16 protein-coding genes and 2 riboswitches are annotated in these 16406 nt (G+C 45.1%); of the genes, 5 read left to right on the top strand and 11 right to left on the bottom strand.

The features are described 5' to 3' along the window. Positions 1–42: 42 nt before the first annotated feature. A riboswitch (SAM riboswitch) is annotated at positions 43–149 on the bottom strand. Between the two features lie 65 nt (positions 150–214). The 7 genes from MKY50_RS20060 to MKY50_RS20030 all read right to left on the bottom strand — a co-directional run bounded on the left by MKY50_RS20060 (position 215) and on the right by MKY50_RS20030 (position 5258). Then, on the bottom strand, positions 215–703 hold the full coding sequence (locus MKY50_RS20060; protein ID WP_341117165.1) for an LURP-one-related/scramblase family protein: 489 nt from the start codon (positions 701–703) through the stop codon (positions 215–217). A 128-nt stretch (positions 704–831) separates the two neighbouring features. Continuing rightward, on the bottom strand, positions 832–1095 hold the full coding sequence (locus MKY50_RS20055) for a hypothetical protein (protein WP_010886640.1): 264 nt from the start codon (positions 1093–1095) through the stop codon (positions 832–834). A 289-nt stretch (positions 1096–1384) separates the two neighbouring features. After that, complete coding sequence (locus tag MKY50_RS20050) at positions 1385–1513, bottom strand: hypothetical protein (RefSeq protein WP_003227241.1); 129 nt, start codon at positions 1511–1513, stop codon at positions 1385–1387. 105 nt (positions 1514–1618) lie between these two features. Continuing rightward, positions 1619–2851, bottom strand: coding sequence for a peptidase T (pepT, locus tag MKY50_RS20045; protein ID WP_076457405.1), 1233 nt, complete (start codon positions 2849–2851; stop codon positions 1619–1621). A gap of 49 nt (positions 2852–2900) precedes the next feature. Further along, entirely contained in the window at positions 2901–3557 is a 657-nt protein-coding gene (gene yxjL / locus MKY50_RS20040) for a two-component system response regulator YxJL (RefSeq protein WP_341117164.1), read from the bottom strand. Beyond that, positions 3544–4767, bottom strand: coding sequence for a sensor histidine kinase (locus tag MKY50_RS20035; RefSeq protein WP_341117163.1), 1224 nt, complete (start codon positions 4765–4767; stop codon positions 3544–3546). The genes yxjL and MKY50_RS20035 overlap by 14 nt, the downstream gene beginning before the upstream one ends. Before the next feature lie 17 nt (positions 4768–4784). After that, positions 4785–5258 carry a DUF1453 domain-containing protein gene (locus MKY50_RS20030; RefSeq protein WP_229762604.1) on the bottom strand — a complete coding sequence of 158 codons (474 nt, stop codon included), beginning with the start codon at positions 5256–5258 and terminating at the stop codon, positions 4785–4787. A gap of 240 nt (positions 5259–5498) precedes the next feature. Here MKY50_RS20030 and galE point away from each other — a divergent pair, with 240 nt between their 5' ends. Both galE and MKY50_RS20020 read left to right on the top strand, forming a co-directional pair. Continuing rightward, positions 5499–6518 (top strand): UDP-glucose 4-epimerase GalE, encoded by a 1020-nt coding sequence (gene galE, locus MKY50_RS20025; protein ID WP_014481325.1) that lies wholly within the window; start codon positions 5499–5501, stop codon positions 6516–6518. 157 nt (positions 6519–6675) lie between these two features. Further along, a riboswitch (guanidine-I (ykkC/yxkD leader) is annotated at positions 6676–6778 on the top strand. 76 nt (positions 6779–6854) lie between these two features. Then, positions 6855–7691 carry a YitT family protein gene (locus MKY50_RS20020; protein WP_003242615.1) on the top strand — a complete coding sequence of 279 codons (837 nt, stop codon included), beginning with the start codon at positions 6855–6857 and terminating at the stop codon, positions 7689–7691. A 41-nt stretch (positions 7692–7732) separates the two neighbouring features. Here the strand turns inward: MKY50_RS20020 and MKY50_RS20015 are convergent, their stop codons facing one another. Next, the gene (locus tag MKY50_RS20015; protein ID WP_216995621.1) at positions 7733–9190 is read right to left on the bottom strand and encodes an aldehyde dehydrogenase family protein; all 1458 of its coding nucleotides are present in this window, start codon (positions 9188–9190) and stop codon (positions 7733–7735) included. A gap of 183 nt (positions 9191–9373) precedes the next feature. Between MKY50_RS20015 and MKY50_RS20010 the strand changes: the two genes are divergently transcribed. The 3 genes from MKY50_RS20010 (at position 9374) to MKY50_RS20000 (ending at position 12431) form a co-directional block, all read left to right on the top strand. Continuing rightward, positions 9374–10267 (top strand): PucR family transcriptional regulator, encoded by an 894-nt coding sequence (locus MKY50_RS20010; RefSeq protein ID WP_029318632.1) that lies wholly within the window; start codon positions 9374–9376, stop codon positions 10265–10267. Positions 10268–10387: 120 nt separating this feature from the next. Then, the gene (gene msmX, locus MKY50_RS20005) at positions 10388–11485 is read left to right on the top strand and encodes a maltodextrin ABC transporter ATP-binding protein MsmX (RefSeq protein WP_003242648.1); all 1098 of its coding nucleotides are present in this window, start codon (positions 10388–10390) and stop codon (positions 11483–11485) included. A gap of 106 nt (positions 11486–11591) precedes the next feature. Beyond that, entirely contained in the window at positions 11592–12431 is an 840-nt protein-coding gene (locus MKY50_RS20000) for a polysaccharide deacetylase family protein (RefSeq protein ID WP_341117161.1), read from the top strand. 13 nt (positions 12432–12444) lie between these two features. On the opposite strand, the gene MKY50_RS19995 is transcribed toward MKY50_RS20000, so the two are convergent. The 3 genes from MKY50_RS19995 to cimH form a co-directional block, all read right to left on the bottom strand. Next, positions 12445–12642 carry a hypothetical protein gene (locus MKY50_RS19995; RefSeq protein ID WP_213379701.1) on the bottom strand — a complete coding sequence of 66 codons (198 nt, stop codon included), beginning with the start codon at positions 12640–12642 and terminating at the stop codon, positions 12445–12447. A gap of 57 nt (positions 12643–12699) precedes the next feature. After that, the gene (locus tag MKY50_RS19990) at positions 12700–14388 is read right to left on the bottom strand and encodes a M56 family metallopeptidase (RefSeq protein WP_341117350.1); all 1689 of its coding nucleotides are present in this window, start codon (positions 14386–14388) and stop codon (positions 12700–12702) included. Between the two features lie 121 nt (positions 14389–14509). Next, entirely contained in the window at positions 14510–15862 is a 1353-nt protein-coding gene (gene cimH / locus MKY50_RS19985) for a citrate/malate transporter CimH (protein ID WP_003227271.1), read from the bottom strand. Between the last annotated feature and the right edge of the window lie 544 nt (positions 15863–16406).

Below are 16406 nucleotides of genomic sequence, written 5' to 3'. Positions count from 1 at the left end.
GCTCTTCCTTTGTGAAGGAAGAGCTTGAACGATCAAATCTCCGCCTCATCTGCAAGAACGCAATGTTCTTAAGGATTTAGCACCATTCTGTTTGAAACAGCGGTTGCCGGGTATCATAGGGCCAGTCCCTCCACCTCTCTTGATAAGGTACAACTTCATATTCAGATTTCAATTATCTTAATATTATTACTTTTGGATCAATTGTCAATGTTTTTTAGAGAATACTTTCATCTTCATCGTTATATAAAACCATATCAAGCACGATAGCGATGGCAGTGCAAATCAGAACATCTTCCTCGTTTGCAATCTGCAAGTGATAGGAATCACCCCAACTGAGCCACTTTTTGCTCACTGACATCCGGACATTTTCCCCGTCCGTCAGCTGGAATTCATCCCTCCATAAATCACCATCGATTTCCCAGTTAAGCCCGGAAATCACAAATTTTGGTTTGAAAAAAGTTACTTTCTTCGTTACCTCACAAATTGTTTTCCCACCAATTGAAATCTCATAGCGCGGCAATAAAGACATTAGTTTTTGTTCTATGGAAACGAGCGTTTTCCCAGATGAGTCTGTCATTTGTAATGAGTCTCCTAACGAGAAAAAACGCCCCTCCACCTTGAATGTTTCTTGTTCATCCCGGTCATAAATGTGAAATGCATCTTTAAATGAGAACATTTTTTGTTTCATAAATAACTCGATCATTGCTGAAGTCTCCTTTGGGTTTGCCTTGTATGAAATTACGGATAGGTGGCGAAAAGGTTTCAGGCTCTAAATCAAAACAATCTTAAAAGGCTGCGTGATTCAGCAGCCTTTTCGTTTGAAATATAGAATTAGGAAAGATGCATCCGGCGTTTTTGGCGGATGGCGTCAAGGTCGATTAGGTTGTTGTGATGAGGTGCGGCTGCTGGCAGAGGGCTTGTCTTTTGCGGTTTGCGGCGATTGTCCTTGCTGAAAGAAAAAAGAAGATAGCCACATAATGCGATGATAATAAATAGGATCATATTACATACCTCCCAAAAAAAGTTTTGGTACTCTCTATTGTACGGATAAAATGCCAAAAAGTATTCAAAAAATTCTAAATCAATAAATAACAAGAAACTGTCCCTCTAAAACAGTATAACCTGATGACCTGAAAATAGTCTTGAATCACGCTGTTTGCTCTTGTTGATGATTGGTTCTATAGTTACTATCGACGATAAAATAAATTCCTTTATACAACTTTTAACCTAAGTTTACGTAATTCGAATTACCTGTTTTTGGGTGCTGTTTTCTTGCTTGTTTGGTTTATACCCTATTTTGCGGAATTGAACACAAAAAACCCAAATTACGGAGCATTTGGGCGGTACGGGTGAATACGGATTGTATTTAGGGGATTTGAATGTTTTATTTGAAGAAGCGTTTGAACATTTTTCTGATTTTTTGAAATGGGCTGGATTTCTTTTGCATGTTAAGCGGCCTGGAAATGATCCATTTTTTCAAGAGACTCTTTGCAGCGATTGCATGTTTTGTCATTGTTTTTCCTCCTCATTTGTTGATACTTGTTTTACGGAGGACGCGTTTAAAATGTTTCATTTTCACACAAAAAAACCAGTCCTTTTTTGGACTGGTTTTTTGGCACTATGCTTGCGCTTCAAACTGCTTTGCAATCTCAACGATGACATTTACGGCTTTGACCATGTTGTCAACTGAGATGTATTCAAATTTGCCGTGGAAGTTTTCCCCGCCTGTAAAGATGTTTGGCGTCGGAAGCCCCATGTAGGACAGCTGTGATCCGTCGGTGCCGCCGCGGATGGGGGAAATCTTCGGTTCGATGCCGAGGTTTTCCATCGCTTGCTTGGCAATGTTGACGATTTCGATGACAGGTTCAATTTTCTCTCTCATGTTGTAGTATTGGTCGTTCATATCCAGCAGAATCCGGTCTTGCCCGTATTCGTTTTGAAGTTCTTCAACGGCACGCTTCATTGTTTCTTTTCTGTTTTGGAAATTCTCTTTGTCAAAGTCTCTAATAATGTAGTGGAGCTTTGTTTCCTCTACGTCTCCTTGAATCGACAGCAGGTGGTAGAATCCTTCATAACCTTCCGTATGTTCAGGCGCTTCGTCTGCCGGCAGCAGGCTGTTCAGCTTCATCGCGATTTTCGCAGAGTTGATCATTTTTCCTTTAGCTGTTCCGGGATGTACGTTGTTGCCTTTAATCGTAATTTTTGCGGCAGCGGCATTGAAGCTTTCATATTCAAGCTCGCCGAGCGGCCCGCCGTCAACCGTGTAGGCAAAGGAAGCATTGAACCGTTTCACATCAAATTTGTGCGGCCCTCTTCCGATTTCTTCATCAGGCGTAAAGGCGACTCTGATTGTGCCGTGCTTGATTTCAGGGTGTTTGATGAGGTAATCCATGGCTGTCATGATTTCAGCGATACCGGCCTTATTGTCTGCGCCGAGAAGGGTAGTGCCGTCTGTGGTGATGAGTGTATGGCCCTTATAGCCAGACAGCTCAGGGAATTGATCAGGTGACAGGGTGACCTGCAGCTGTTCGTTAAGAACGATGTCTTTTCCATCATAGCTTTCGATGATTTGCGGATTCACGTTTTTGCCGGTAAAGTCTGTAGCGGTGTCGACGTGAGCGAGAAAACCGATTGTCGGCACGTCTTTTTCAGTATTGGAGGGAAGAGTTGCCATGACATAGCCGTTTTCATCAATGGCTGCATCCTGCATGCCGATGGACTTCAATTCATCAACGAGCATGTTTCCTAATGTCAATTGGCCGGGTGTGGAAGGACAAGTGTCAACGGATTCATCGGACTGTGTGTCGACTTTTACATATGTAGTAAACCGTTCAATGATTTCTTCTTTCATTTCCAATCATCTCCTTTGTCTTATTTTAGCATGGCGGGATGAGAGATTTCTATTGCACAATACCGTTTCGAATGGCAAAAACGACTGCCTGTGTCCGGTCTTGGGCATTGCATTTTTGCAGGATGCGGTGCACGTGGGTTTTCACAGTGCTTTCACTGACGAAAAGCTTTTCAGCAATATCCTCATTTCTCAGTCCGTAGGCCATTTGCTGAAGAACCTCAAGCTCTCTTTTGGTGAACGGCTCTGCCAGTTCTTCTGGATGGGGCTGTTGCTTCGCCCGAAACGTCTCACTGATAATTTTAGCAGCTGTGACTGTACGGAAAATCGCCTCGCCTCTGGCCGCAGCGCGAATCGCATCTATCAACTCTTCAGGAAGTGTATCCTTCAGCAGATAGCCGACTGCTCCCGCACGGATGCCTTCAAATACGTATTCTTCCGTGTCAAAGGTGGTTAAAATGACTATCTTTGTATTTGGAAGTGCGGACATAATGTCTTTCGCCGCTTCGATGCCTGAGCAATGCGGCATCTGGACATCCATGAGAATGACATCGGGTTTTGTTTGTTTTGCGAGTGCTATAATATCGTGACCGTCGCCGGCCTCGCCAGAAACCGCCATATCCGTCTGTGCGTTGATGACGTAGCGGAAGCCTTCACGCACAAGCGGCTGATCATCGGCAAGCGCGACGCGTATTTTATCTTTGTTCATCTTTTTGCTCCTTATTCGTTGTCGTGAGCGGCAATGACAGCTCAATTTTCAGGCCGCTCGGCTGTACGGCACTGAAAGTAAGGGAACCGCCTGCTTTTTCTGCGCGCTCTTTCATTCCTGTCAGGCCAAATCCATAAGTAAGGATGCCGGTGAATTGTCCGTCGTCGGTGATTGTGACATAGAGATGGGACTTGTCGTTAGAAATGACGGCCGCCGCATGAGAAGCGTCAGCGTGACGAATGATATTGGTCAGCGCTTCCTGCAAGATGCGGTAGATCGTTTCGCTCACGTTTGGAGGCCAAGACTCTTCTGACAGTCCGGCAGTATCTAAAGAAACGTGCAAGCCGCTCCGTTCCTCCACTTGATGAATGAGCCCCCGCAAAGCGGTAAGCCCCACCATCGATTCACTACGGCCCATTTGGTGAACGACAGACCGTACCTCTTGAAGACATTCCCTGGCGACACTCAGTACATTTTGAATGACTTTTTCTGAATCTTCCTTGCTGCTTTTGAGTATATAGGGAAGAGATTGAAGCTGAACAATCACAGAAGTCAGCTCGTGACCGATGCTGTCATGAATGTCGCGGGCGATTCTTGTACGTTCCTCAAGGACCGCGTACCTTAATGAAAGAACAGAAGCCTCCTGCAGCTCTGCATGCGCTTTCTGGAGTTCTTTATGAGCATGCTCCAGTTGCACATGCATTTTTGCCAATTCAGCATGATTCCGTTCAGCCTCCTTTCTCGCTTCTCGTCTGAAACGCATGGAGGAGAAGAAGACGTAGAGTCCGATCATGATCGAGATGTTGCTGATGATATCGTCCCAGCTGCTGTCAAAAACAGAATACAAAAAGAAAGCATTGCCCCCAATTAGGCACACTGTAAGGATCAAAGACAGCCGTGCAGGAAGCTTTATGGCTGCATAAACCATTAAAAATACGAGTAAAAAAAAGGCGGCTCCCTGCTCTTGGCCGGAAACAGCCCAAAGAAAAACGGTCAGGATCCAAAGCCCGACGAATATGCTCAAACTAACAGCGGTGGATGCCACATAGGGAATGATCCAAATGAATGCTAAGTATACCGCAAATACAAATGCTAACAAAATGGGATCAGCCTTAGTTGGATGAGATAAAAATTGTATGCAATTCAAAATGAGAATAAGGCTCGGCACAAGCTTCTTGTAGTAGTGCCGAGCCGGAGTTTGTCCGTTCATGCTGGTCCTTCTTTCAGTTATTGAATGGATACTTTGCCAGCGGTCAGCCGTCTGTAAGCTTTATAAAGCATGATGTTACGGGCTGTGATGGTGCCGAGGGGAATGAAGAACATAGAATGAATAATGGCAATAAACATCTCGTTGCTCTCAGGCAGCCATGTTCTCGCGGCCATACGCAAAGAAAGTATCACTAGAATGAGAATAACACTTCCAAGGGAGCCGCGTGAAGTGACCTTTCCGGTTTCCGGGTGAATCCGTACATTTACCATCTTCCCAATGCCAAACCCGCAGGCCAGCCCGATCAGTAATAAAATGCCGCTGATCGCCACATGTAATACGGAATGAAAATACGCCGGCTGAAACGATGCTGATACGCCCCATAAGAGCAGCAGCGGAATGATCAGCAACTTCCCGGGCTTCACCGTTCTTTCTCGATACATCGATAAAATAATAAGAATCAATACAATAAAAATATAAGGGCTCATCGCCATGTCATCAAATCCTTTCTGCATTAAGCATAGCGAAAAAGGGAAAGGAAAACGTCAACCGGCAGATTGATTTTTCAGCTGCTATACTTGTTCGCGCTGCATAAAGTTATGTAACATGGCGTAAAAATGCTGATAACATATGAAAAAACTATTAATAAACGATTAAACTTCTTAAAAATGGATGTGGAGCCGTCCTAAACACTATATAATAATAGCAGGTCATTTTTTAGGAGGGTTTACATCATGGCAATACTTGTTACTGGTGGTGCCGGGTACATTGGCAGCCACACATGTGTTGAATTATTGAACAGCGGCTACGAGATTGTTGTTCTTGATAATCTGTCCAACAGTTCGGCTGAGGCGCTGAACCGTGTAAAGGAGATTACGGGAAAAGATTTAACGTTCTACGAAGCGGATTTATTGGACCGGGAAGCAGTAGATGCGGTTTTTGCTGAAAATGAAATCGAAGCTGTGATTCATTTTGCTGGGTTAAAAGCAGTCGGTGAATCTGTTGCGATTCCGCTCAAATATTATCATAACAATCTGACAGGAACGTTTATTTTATGCGAGGCCATGGAGAAATACGGCGTCAAGAAAATCGTGTTCAGTTCATCCGCGACAGTATACGGCGTTCCGGAAACATCGCCGATTACGGAAGACTTTCCATTAGGCGCGACAAATCCTTATGGGCAGACGAAGCTCATGCTTGAACAAATATTGCGTGATTTGCATACAGCCGACAATGAGTGGAGCGTTGCGCTGCTTCGTTACTTTAACCCGTTCGGCGCGCATCCAAGCGGACGGATCGGTGAAGACCCGAACGGAATCCCAAATAACCTTATGCCGTATGTGGCACAGGTAGCAGTCGGGAAGCTCGAGCAATTAAGCGTATTCGGAAATGACTATCCGACAAAAGACGGGACAGGCGTACGCGATTATATTCACGTCGTTGATCTCGCAGAAGGCCACGTCAAGGCGCTGGAAAAAGTATTGAACTCTACAGGAGCCGATGCATACAACCTTGGAACAGGCACAGGTTACAGCGTGCTTGAAATGGTCAAAGCCTTTGAAAAAGTGTCAGGGAAAGAGGTTCCGTACCGTTTTGCGGACCGCCGCCCGGGAGACATCGCCACATGCTTTGCAGATCCTGCGAAAGCCAAGCGGGATCTGGGCTGGGAAGCGAAACGCGGCCTTGAGGAAATGTGCGCTGATTCCTGGAGATGGCAGTCTTCTAATGTGAATGGGTATAAGAGTGCGGAATAAGAATGGAGGCCTTCTCAATAGAGAAGGCCTTTTTAAAGAACAAGAACGCCTCTTAAGGTACCCTTGTAAGTTTTTTCAGTTCCGCAAATACCCCTTGAACCAATTCGAACCGTCCCTTATAATGCTAATATTGGAAAGTGAAAAGGATATGATAAAAACAGTGGTTTTCTAGGGTTCCGCAATGCAAATTGGACTGTGACCGAGAGAAAACACATAGCAGCTTGGCTGTTATGACACGGTGGGATAAAAGCCCAGGAGTTTCTGCTCTTTTTCGAGAGCGTTCTCCTGGGTTTTTTTATTTGCTAGAACAGAACAATGAGAAGGAGTGTTTTCGTGATGAAAAAGAGAATGCTGGATGTACTTATGCTTGTGATTGGCGCTTTTTTCTTCGCGCTTGCGGTTAATTTATTTGCGATTCCCAATGATCTTGGGGAAGGCGGAGTCACTGGGATTACGCTGATATTGTATTATCTGTTTCAATGGTCTCCTGGTGTCACGAACTTTATCTTAAATGCGTTTTTGCTTTTAATCGGCTACAAGTTTCTGGATGGAAAAACAACGGTTTATACGATCATTGCGGTTGCGGCAAATTCGCTTTTTCTTCATCTGACACATGGGTGGAGCATTCCGTCTGATGAATTGATCATTAATACGATTTTCGCAGGTGTATTTGCGGGAGTCGGGATCGGCATGATTATCCGGGTCGGCGGGACGACAGCCGGTTCCGCGATTCTGGCCAGAATTGCTAATAAATATTTAGACTGGAATATCAGCTATGCACTCTTGTTTTTTGATTTAATCGTAGTATTCAGCTCTTATTTTATTATTGGTGCAGAAAAAATGATGTTTACGATCGTGATGCTGTATATCGGTACCAAAGTGATGGACTTCATCATTGAAGGTTTGAATACGAAAAAAGCCATTACGGTCATTTCAGAAAATAAGAGTGAGATTGCAGAGCAGGTAAATACCTTGATGGATCGGGGCGTGACGATTTTATCAGGGAAGGGAAATTATACGGGCCAGTCAAAAGAGATTTTGTATATCGTCATTAACAAACAGGAGCTGTCTATGCTGAAAAAAATCATTAGAAGCTGCGACAAAAAAGCGTTTGTGATCGTACATGACGTACGCGATGTGTTTGGCGAAGGGTTTGTGGATATATCTAAATAAAGAAAAATCCCTCTGTACTTGAAACAGAGGGATTTTTTCATTTAGAACGGATATTTGCGGTATTGCTTCTGTATCGAAATCCATTTCGTCACGGTAAATTCCTCGACGACCCACGGATTGCCGAAACGGCCGACACCGCTTGCTTTGTTTCCGCCAAAGGCAATATTCGGCGAATCATTGACGGACTGGTCGTTGACATGGGTCATGCCGCTGTCAATTTGCAGGGCGAACTTTTCGCCTTTTTCTAAATCAGAAGTGAAAACCGCAGAGCTGAGACCGTATTCAGTATCATTTGCCATGTCAATCGCTTCCTGGTCGCTGCCAGCTTTAATAATGGTTGCGATTGGGGCAAACAGCTCCGTTTGGGCAATTTTGCTGTTGTTGTCCGCACCGACAAAGACGTACGGCGTCAGTACGTTTCCGACGCGTTTTCCTTCAACCGCAAGCTCAATGCCGTCTGCCTTTGCCTGCTCAATGATCTCCAGCGCTTTCTCGATTTGGCGCTCGTTAATCAGCGGGCCGACAACGGTTTTCGGATCGGTTTGATCGCCGTACGGAAGCTGTTTGACACGGGCGGTAAACTTTTCTACAAACTCATCGTATACATCTTGATGAACGATGATCCTGTTGATAATCATACAGATTTGTCCCTGGTGAATAAATTTTCCGAAAATCGCGGCATCCACAGCACGATCGACATCCGCATCTGAAAGAACGGCAAATGGATTGTTGCCGCCGAGCTCAAGTGCCATTCGTTTGAAGGAACGCCCGGCGATTTCACCGATGTGGCGCCCGACTGCTGTTGATCCTGTAAAGCTGATTAATCTCGGGATTGGATTGGTGAGCATGCCGTCCCCGATTTCCCTTACATCCGTCAGCATGACGTTAAGGACACCGTCAGGAAGACCGGCGTGTTCAAACGCTTTCGCAATGATGGTCCCGCCGGAAAGAGCGGTTTGGATATCAGGCTTGTGAACAACGCTGTTACCCAGCGCAATTGCGGGCGCAATGGATCTCATAGATAAATTCATCGGAAAATTAAATGGAGAAATCGATGATATGACACCTAGCGGAAGGCGGTAAATCTTATTGGTTTTCCCTTCAATGTCGGATGGCACCTCTTTGACGCCGCCTAATTCACCAGTATACGTCATGGCTTCATCTAAAATCGCAATCGTTTGTTCCAGCTCGATTGTTGATTTAATGATCGTTCCGCCAGTTTCGCGGGCGATCATCATAATGATGTCATCACGGTTTTCCTGTAAATAGCCGCGCGCTTTTTGCAGCACGGCTTTTCGGTCTTCCGTCGTGCTCTTGGCCCACTCTTTTTGGGCTTTCTGTGCAATGTCAAACGCATCCTCAAGCTGTTTGCCCGTTGCCAAAGATGCTGTTGTGATCACAGACTGGTCATACGGATTCAAAATGTCCTCCGTACGTCCGCTTTCTCCCCCAGTCCATTTTCCGTTGATAAAACTTTTGTTTAACGTTTCGAAACTCATAAGATGACCCTCCTTTGTTCCTGCATGTCTTCTTCTATTTCCGCTGAAGCCAATATGTAAACGAATGAGGTTTCCCTTTCAGTTTCTCGTCTATCTATACCGGATATACTCTTTTTTAGTGGAGAACATGTGTGTTTCGCCTTATACTGAATATACAGATCCTTACATAAGAGAGGAGACTCTATGAAATCGCTGCTGGCTATTTATCCCGGTTCGATTGTGTCTGAGGAGCTTTGCATAAGGGAAGGCTGTCTATGTTTTTTTGATGAGAGCAATCAGAGATATATCTCCATTCCGAAAACAGAGATTAGTGAAAAAGAAGTATTGGTGCTGCAGGCATTTTTGACGCCTGCGGATGAGGGCAATCAAATGTCTATGAAATCACCTGAGGAAAACAAGTGGTTTTCGTTCCTTTTTTCCAGAGGGGAATTGCCGGCGTACATAAAGAAACGGACGAGATTTGTTCACTTTCATTTGTTCGGCAAAATAGAAAGGACGTCCTTTACGGAAGCGGTTCGCCATTTTTGGCCGGTGTCTTTTGTGATTGTGTGGATCCATGAGGACAGAGGCGTGATTGTCGAGCAGGAAAGTGAAGCGGCGGCGGAGAAGGGCGAACTGGAATCGCTCGCAAAGGTTCTTGAAAGTGATTTCTACTTCAGTGTCCGTTTTTACGCCGGAAGATTTTACGAGCCGGATGAGTGTCTGCGAAAACATTATGCTCGTGAACAGGCGTATTTCCTGTTTGCTGAAAAACGGCTGCCTCAGGTGCAGAGTGTGACCTTTGAGATGATCTTTCCTTTTCTATTATTAGAAACAGAAAAAGAAAAACTGGAAACGCTGCTCTCTGAAGAAGCTGAGCTTTTATTTGGAAGTGAAGCTGAGCTAAGGAAGACCATTAAGCTGTTTATTGAAAACAACTCAAACGTCACATTAACAGCGAAAAAGCTGCATCTGCATCGCAACAGCCTGCAATATCGGATTGATAAATTTATTGAGCGGTCAGGGATAGATATCAAATCGTACAAAGGCGCACTTCTTGCCTATTTTATCTGCCTGCAAAATGAAAGTTCAGATTAAATTGGAAATATGCACGAAAAATGGCTGGGTGATTTTATGAACGCTGCCCATTTTAGCGAGAGGGAATTGCTGTTACACTTAATATAAGAAAGCGTTTACAATGGCAAAGGGGGATGTTAGATGGCTGAATTGCGGATGGAGCATATTTATAAATTTTATGATCAAAAGGAACCGGCGGTTGATGACTTTAACCTTCATATTGCCGATAAGGAATTTATCGTATTCGTCGGCCCGTCCGGCTGCGGGAAATCAACGACGCTGCGAATGGTCGCAGGACTTGAAGAAATTTCGAAAGGCGATTTTTATATTGAAGGAAAACGGGTCAATGATGTAGCGCCAAAGGACAGGGATATCGCGATGGTATTTCAGAACTACGCGCTCTATCCGCATATGACGGTCTACGATAATATCGCGTTCGGGCTCAAGCTTCGGAAAATGCCGAAGCCTGAAATCAAAAAAAGAGTAGAAGAAGCCGCTAAAATTCTCGGGCTGGAGGAATATTTGCACCGTAAACCGAAAGCGCTGTCAGGCGGACAGAGACAGCGGGTTGCGCTGGGCCGGGCAATCGTGCGGGATGCAAAGGTGTTCCTGATGGATGAGCCTTTGTCAAACCTGGACGCGAAACTGAGGGTGCAAATGCGGGCGGAAATCATTAAGCTCCACCAGAGACTGCAGACTACTACGATTTATGTGACGCATGACCAGACAGAAGCGCTGACGATGGCGACACGGATCGTAGTCATGAAAGATGGGAAAATTCAGCAAATCGGGACGCCGAAGGATGTATACGAGTTCCCTGAAAACGTCTTTGTCGGCGGGTTTATCGGATCACCGGCGATGAACTTTTTCAAAGGGAAGCTCACGGATGGCTTAATCAAAATCGGTTCTGCGGCATTAACCGTCCCGGAAGGAAAAATGAAAGTGCTGCGTGAAAAAGGCTATATCGGCAAAGAGGTCATCTTTGGCATCCGTCCTGAGGATATACATGATGAATTGATTGTCGTCGAATCATATAAGAACTCTTCGATTAAGGCGAAAATCAATGTTGCAGAGCTGCTCGGTTCTGAAATCATGATTTATTCGCAGATCGACAACCAAGACTTTATTGCGCGGATCGACGCCCGCCTCGATATTCAATCGGGCGATGAGCTGACGGTCGCATTTGATATGAACAAAGGCCATTTCTTTGACAGTGAGACAGAAGTGAGAATCCGATAAGATCAAAAAACCGGACATGGAGACATGTCCGGTTTTTTTGCTATTGAAAATCTCAGAATCAAACCGATGAAAAAGGAGGAAGAAATAGACAGAAAGCAGGAGAACGATGAAACGATTGTTTTTAAGCGTCTTTCTTTTGGGCAGCTGTTTGGCGCTTGCGGCTTGCGCTGATCAAGAGGCGAATGCAGAGCAGCCGATGCCAAAAGCGGAACAAAAGAAACCGGAAGAAAAGGCAGTACAAGTTCAGAAAAAAGAAGACGATACATCCGCATGGATCAAAACAGAGAAACCGGCAAAGCTGCCGATTTTGATGTACCACAGCATTTCTTCAGGAAACAGCCTCCGTGTGCCAAAGAAAGAATTCGAGGCGCATATGAAGTGGCTTCATGATAACGGCTATCAGACATTAACGTCGAAAGAGGCGTATCTCATGCTGACGCAGGATAAAAAACCGAGTGAGAAGTGCGTGCTGATCACATTTGATGACGGGTACACCGACAATTATCAAGATGCGTATCCGGTGCTGAAAAAGTACGGGATGAAGGCAACGATTTTTATGATCGGCAAATCGATCGGACATAAGCACCATCTGACAGAGGAACAAATGAAGGAAATGGCACAGCACGGCATATCGATTGAAAGCCATACGATTGACCACCTTGAACTGAACGGATTAACGCCTCAACAGCAGCAAAGTGAGATGGCTGATTCGAAAAAGCTGTTTGACAACATGTTTCATCAGCAAACCACCATCATCAGCTATCCGGTAGGGCGCTACAATGAGGAGACGCTGAAGGCCGCTGAAAAAACAGGCTATCAAATGGGCGTGACGACAGAACCGGGCGCGGCTTCGAGAGACCAGGGAATGTATGCCCTCCATCGCGTGCGCGTGTCCCCAGGCATGTCAGGCTCGGCTTTTGGTACGTACATCGAATCAATGAAATAAAAAAAGGCGGCGTTTAATCGCCGCCCCCTCCGCTGCCACAGCCGGAATCGCTGAAACCTCCGTCACTGCCGCATCCATCATGGTGCGAGCTATGATCTGAATAACCGAAATACCCGCTGTCCGCCTGCTGGCGGATTTTATTATCCGATGGCTGCGGCTGAATGACTAAAAGAAAAACAATAATAGCTATTATCAATAAGATCACTATCACTTCTGGTCACTCCCTTTTTTCACCATATCTGTTATACGGATGAAACGCTGACCGGTTTCATTTCAAAGTGATCGATTCTTTCAGGCGGTCTCTGAGCCAGCGCTTTAGCACCCCATGTCCTTTGTTTGACAATAAAGTGCCGACACGCCAATACATAGGGGGATGAGGAGCGAACTGAAAATCAATCAATCTGAAAAACCAGCTTTTATCACGGGTGAGAGAGTCAATTTGAAGCTCGTCTTCACCTATTTTAGAGCTGTAGGCACTTTGTTTCTGTATGTCCTCATCCTGCCGAACCGCCAAGATTTTCAAGGCTTCAGCCATTTGTTTGTAACCGCCCTCCAGCAATGATGCGCCAAGATTGTCAGCACGCACCTCCATCCATTGTGAACAAAAGGATTGATAGAGCTGGAATAGGATAATGATTGCCATAATGAAAGCCCAAAGCACAATTTTGTGGGCCTCGGGATGGGTGATATGCTGCTCAAACAAGAGGAAAATCCCAACGACAGCTCCAAGAAATAGAAAACGCAAAAGCTGTGATGACAGAACGTCACGTTTTTTGATATGAATTGCCTCATGGGCCAGAATGCCTTCAATGACACGCTGTGGAAGTGTTAGTGTGGCGCTTGTCAGGATGACCATTGACCTCCCGACATTCATGCCTACTGCCATTCCGTTGTAATCATCACTCTCCGTTTCGTATATGCGGACATGGGAAATGCCGGCCGATCGGAAAATCTTATCGGCCGCTGCCTGTACATGCGGATGATGACAAGGCTTGGCGTCCATCGCCGCCCGCAACACACGGTCTGACATATACATGTTGAATACCCAATACAGGATTACGGCAACAGCCATGACCCATGGAGAGGCGTGTAATGCGTATAACGCGAGCACCAATAAGGCGTAAGCGGATACCCCTTTTACGCTGGCGGCAAAATAAAGCTTACCGAGCAGCCGCTTCACATTTTTTCGATGATAAAACGGCAAAACAGAAATCACATTGTCCACATTGTTTTTTGCATCTGTGTATTCCTGAAGAATTGTTTTCCATTTTTGCGGTTCCTTCACCGTCAGAAACAGTGTTTCGCCGGGGAGAGACAGTTTAATGACTTGCTGAAAGCTTGTTGTCAAATCTAAACGTGATGAATACATTGTCAGAAGCGGATGGAGCTTTAAGAGATCAGCTGTTGATTCAAGCTGAATGTCCTTCAAATCGGAAAGCGGGTATGTACGGGTTTCATAGCGAGAGCTGATATGCAATTTTTCTAAGGCAGCTGAATAAAAAACCTTTACGCTGAAAACATTCAGTATACGCTTCACCAGTGCCCCACCGCCGGAGATCATGCCGAGAAGGATCACATATTTGAGAGGGCTTGTGTCAGGTCCATAGATGAAAAAAATAACAGCCCCTGCAAACACAATGGCGGTCAGCGTAATGTCTGACAGGAGACGTGTTTTGTTTCTGGCCAGCTCGATTTCCTGCCAGTCTCCCGAAGGTTTTTCCGCACGCTCTGAAACAATGAGATCCATTGCGGTCCAATAGCAGAAGAACATTGTCGCGATTGAGACTATGCCGTCCATGAATGAGAGATGAGAGAAGATGTAAACTGCAGCGCCGACCCAAAGAACAATATCAATCCAGAAGTCTACGGCCGGAATGAATTTTGCTGCCAGGGCTGATATCAAATAAAATCCCAGCCCGAGAAGCATAAAGAGAAATAGATGAGTTCCCATAGGCATGCCATATTCCTTTCTATCTAGTATTTCCAACTATTACTATAGCATGAGGCGGGAACTTGCAAAAACATGGACATGCAAAAAAGCAAGCTCTTTCGTTTGACGAAGAACTTGCTTGCGGGGATCAATAAAACTGGTGCAGCAGCAATAAGGTTAAGGATACTGTAATCGCGCCCCCGATGCGGGTAGACACTTGGGCGAAAGGCATTAGCTCAAGCCTTTCCGCCGCGCTTAAAATGGCAACGTCACCCGTACCGCCTTGTCCAGAATGGCACGCATTGATAATGGCGGTTTCAATCGGATACATGTTCAGCCATTTTCCAGTGAAGAAGCCAACGGCCATCATGGTCACAACGACAGACAGAATCGTAATAATATTACTGAGGTTAAAAGCGGCGACAAGCTTGTCCCACGGCGTCATGGATACCCCAATCGCAAAGAGAAGCGGGTAGGTCACAGCTGTTGAAAAAAAGCGGGACACTCCAAACGCGCCATTTTCAATTGAGGCAGGCACCAATCTGAACAGCTTGATTAGAACAGCCAGTAACAGCATGGCAACGGGTGCCGGAAAACCGAAAAAATCGTGAGCGAGCATGCCGACTAAGTATAAAGAAACAGCAAGGATACCGCCTGACGCAAATAAAGAAAGGTTGAACATTTGTTGTCCGCTTTGTGATTCCTCCAGCGCAGGGGACTCTTCTTCGGAGCGGTCCACTTTGCCGTTGCCTGTCCATTCCGGTTTTTTCTTTCCGATTCGGTTCAGCAATCCCGCTAGAATAATCGCGCACAAGCTGCCCAGCATAATCGATGGCAGAACAAGTGCAAACGCTTCCCCTTGAGAAATGGGCATGATGTCAGAATATCCGATGGACAGCGGTATAGCGCCTTCTCCTACTCCTCCAGCCATGATCGGAATGACAATGTACAGCAGGGTATGCTGAAATCCGAGTCCGAGCAATGTCCCGACAGCCAGTCCGACAATAGCGGCTGTGACAGAACCGACAATAAGCGGAATAAAGATTTTCATAAATGCTTTTACGAGTGTTTCTCTTTTCATGCCGAGGATGCTTCCGACGACAATACCGGCGATAAACAAATATAGAAAGTTTGAGTTTTCTGTAAATTCTGTGGTGGATTTGACGATATCATTAGGCAGAAGGTGATAGTACACGACAGCGGACGGAATAAAAGTAGCTAGGATGGCCGGGCCGCCGATAGAACGAACAATCGGTATCGATTTGCCGATTTGGGCAAAGGTAAACCCGAAAAACGCCATGACGGCAATGGATGTCAAAATGTCACTTTTTACATCGTGATGCATAACAAAAACAGTGATTAATATAAACAGCAAGGCATACACAGGAAGCGGTATGATGCCTACTTTTATATTCATGGCTTTCGCAAACCAATTCTCTTTTCGAACCCCTTCGTGAATTGTATCCGTTTGCAATTGCATGTGTGTTTGAAGCTCTCCCATTGAAAAACCTCCCCTATTCTTGATGCAGTGAAATTGTTCACTATGTTAAGTATACTAAAAAATTGAAATTATTAATATATTAAAAATTTACTATTCAACTTTTCTCCACTTGCCGGTTCAAATGAAAAGAGGCATCCTGCCTAAAATCTGTTTATGACGGAGTGCGGAGAAACGAGTGCTGGTGCAGGGCAAGCATTTTGTTCGCAAGGAACGATGTGTTGATGTACGATAATAAAGGGTCATTTATCCTAGCAGCCGACATAAATAAGCAACAAAATAGACAAAAATCCGTCACATAGTGCGGGACTTTTTAGGTATTTTAGGCTTTATTTTTGAAATGAATCGTTGTAAAGTACTTAATATGAACCAGTCAGAGGTTGTGTCATTTGGTCAGTCTGGCAATCTTGCCTCATATTGGACGACTTTTTGACACATTTGTGAAATATTGAGCAATATTTTTTTCATCTATTTTGTGAATTACTGATCAAAGTCTCGGTTCTACTTGTGAAGTAGTGAGCAAATTACAGTTTTAACCGGAAATGGA

It is taken from the genome of Bacillus sp. FSL R7-0685, assembly GCF_038002425.1.
Lineage (GTDB): Bacteria > Bacillota > Bacilli > Bacillales > Bacillaceae > Bacillus > Bacillus subtilis.
The sequence above is the reverse complement of the archived record's forward strand: the minus strand, read 5'-3'. Positions and strand labels throughout refer to the sequence as shown.

What these genes read in the sequence shown, in the direction of transcription:
- MKY50_RS20060 (WP_341117165.1), bottom strand. Translation starts at nt 703, where the DNA reads ATGATCGAGTTATTTATGAAACAAAAAATGTTCTCATTTAAAGATGCA.
- MKY50_RS20050 (WP_003227241.1), bottom strand. Translation starts at nt 1,513, where the DNA reads ATGACAAAACATGCAATCGCTGCAAAGAGTCTCTTGAAAAAATGGATC.
- pepT (WP_076457405.1), bottom strand. Translation starts at nt 2,851, where the DNA reads ATGAAAGAAGAAATCATTGAACGGTTTACTACATATGTAAAAGTCGAC.
- yxjL (WP_341117164.1), bottom strand. Translation starts at nt 3,557, where the DNA reads ATGAACAAAGATAAAATACGCGTCGCGCTTGCCGATGATCAGCCGCTT.
- MKY50_RS20035 (WP_341117163.1), bottom strand. Translation starts at nt 4,767, where the DNA reads ATGAACGGACAAACTCCGGCTCGGCACTACTACAAGAAGCTTGTGCCG.
- MKY50_RS20030 (WP_229762604.1), bottom strand. Translation starts at nt 5,258, where the DNA reads ATGGCGATGAGCCCTTATATTTTTATTGTATTGATTCTTATTATTTTA.
- galE (WP_014481325.1), top strand. Translation starts at nt 5,499, where the DNA reads ATGGCAATACTTGTTACTGGTGGTGCCGGGTACATTGGCAGCCACACA.
- MKY50_RS20020 (WP_003242615.1), top strand. Translation starts at nt 6,855, where the DNA reads ATGAAAAAGAGAATGCTGGATGTACTTATGCTTGTGATTGGCGCTTTT.
- MKY50_RS20015 (WP_216995621.1), bottom strand. Translation starts at nt 9,190, where the DNA reads ATGAGTTTCGAAACGTTAAACAAAAGTTTTATCAACGGAAAATGGACT.
- MKY50_RS20010 (WP_029318632.1), top strand. Translation starts at nt 9,374, where the DNA reads ATGAAATCGCTGCTGGCTATTTATCCCGGTTCGATTGTGTCTGAGGAG.
- msmX (WP_003242648.1), top strand. Translation starts at nt 10,388, where the DNA reads ATGGCTGAATTGCGGATGGAGCATATTTATAAATTTTATGATCAAAAG.
- MKY50_RS20000 (WP_341117161.1), top strand. Translation starts at nt 11,592, where the DNA reads ATGAAACGATTGTTTTTAAGCGTCTTTCTTTTGGGCAGCTGTTTGGCG.
- MKY50_RS19990 (WP_341117350.1), bottom strand. Translation starts at nt 14,388, where the DNA reads ATGCCTATGGGAACTCATCTATTTCTCTTTATGCTTCTCGGGCTGGGA.
- cimH (WP_003227271.1), bottom strand. Translation starts at nt 15,862, where the DNA reads ATGGGAGAGCTTCAAACACACATGCAATTGCAAACGGATACAATTCAC.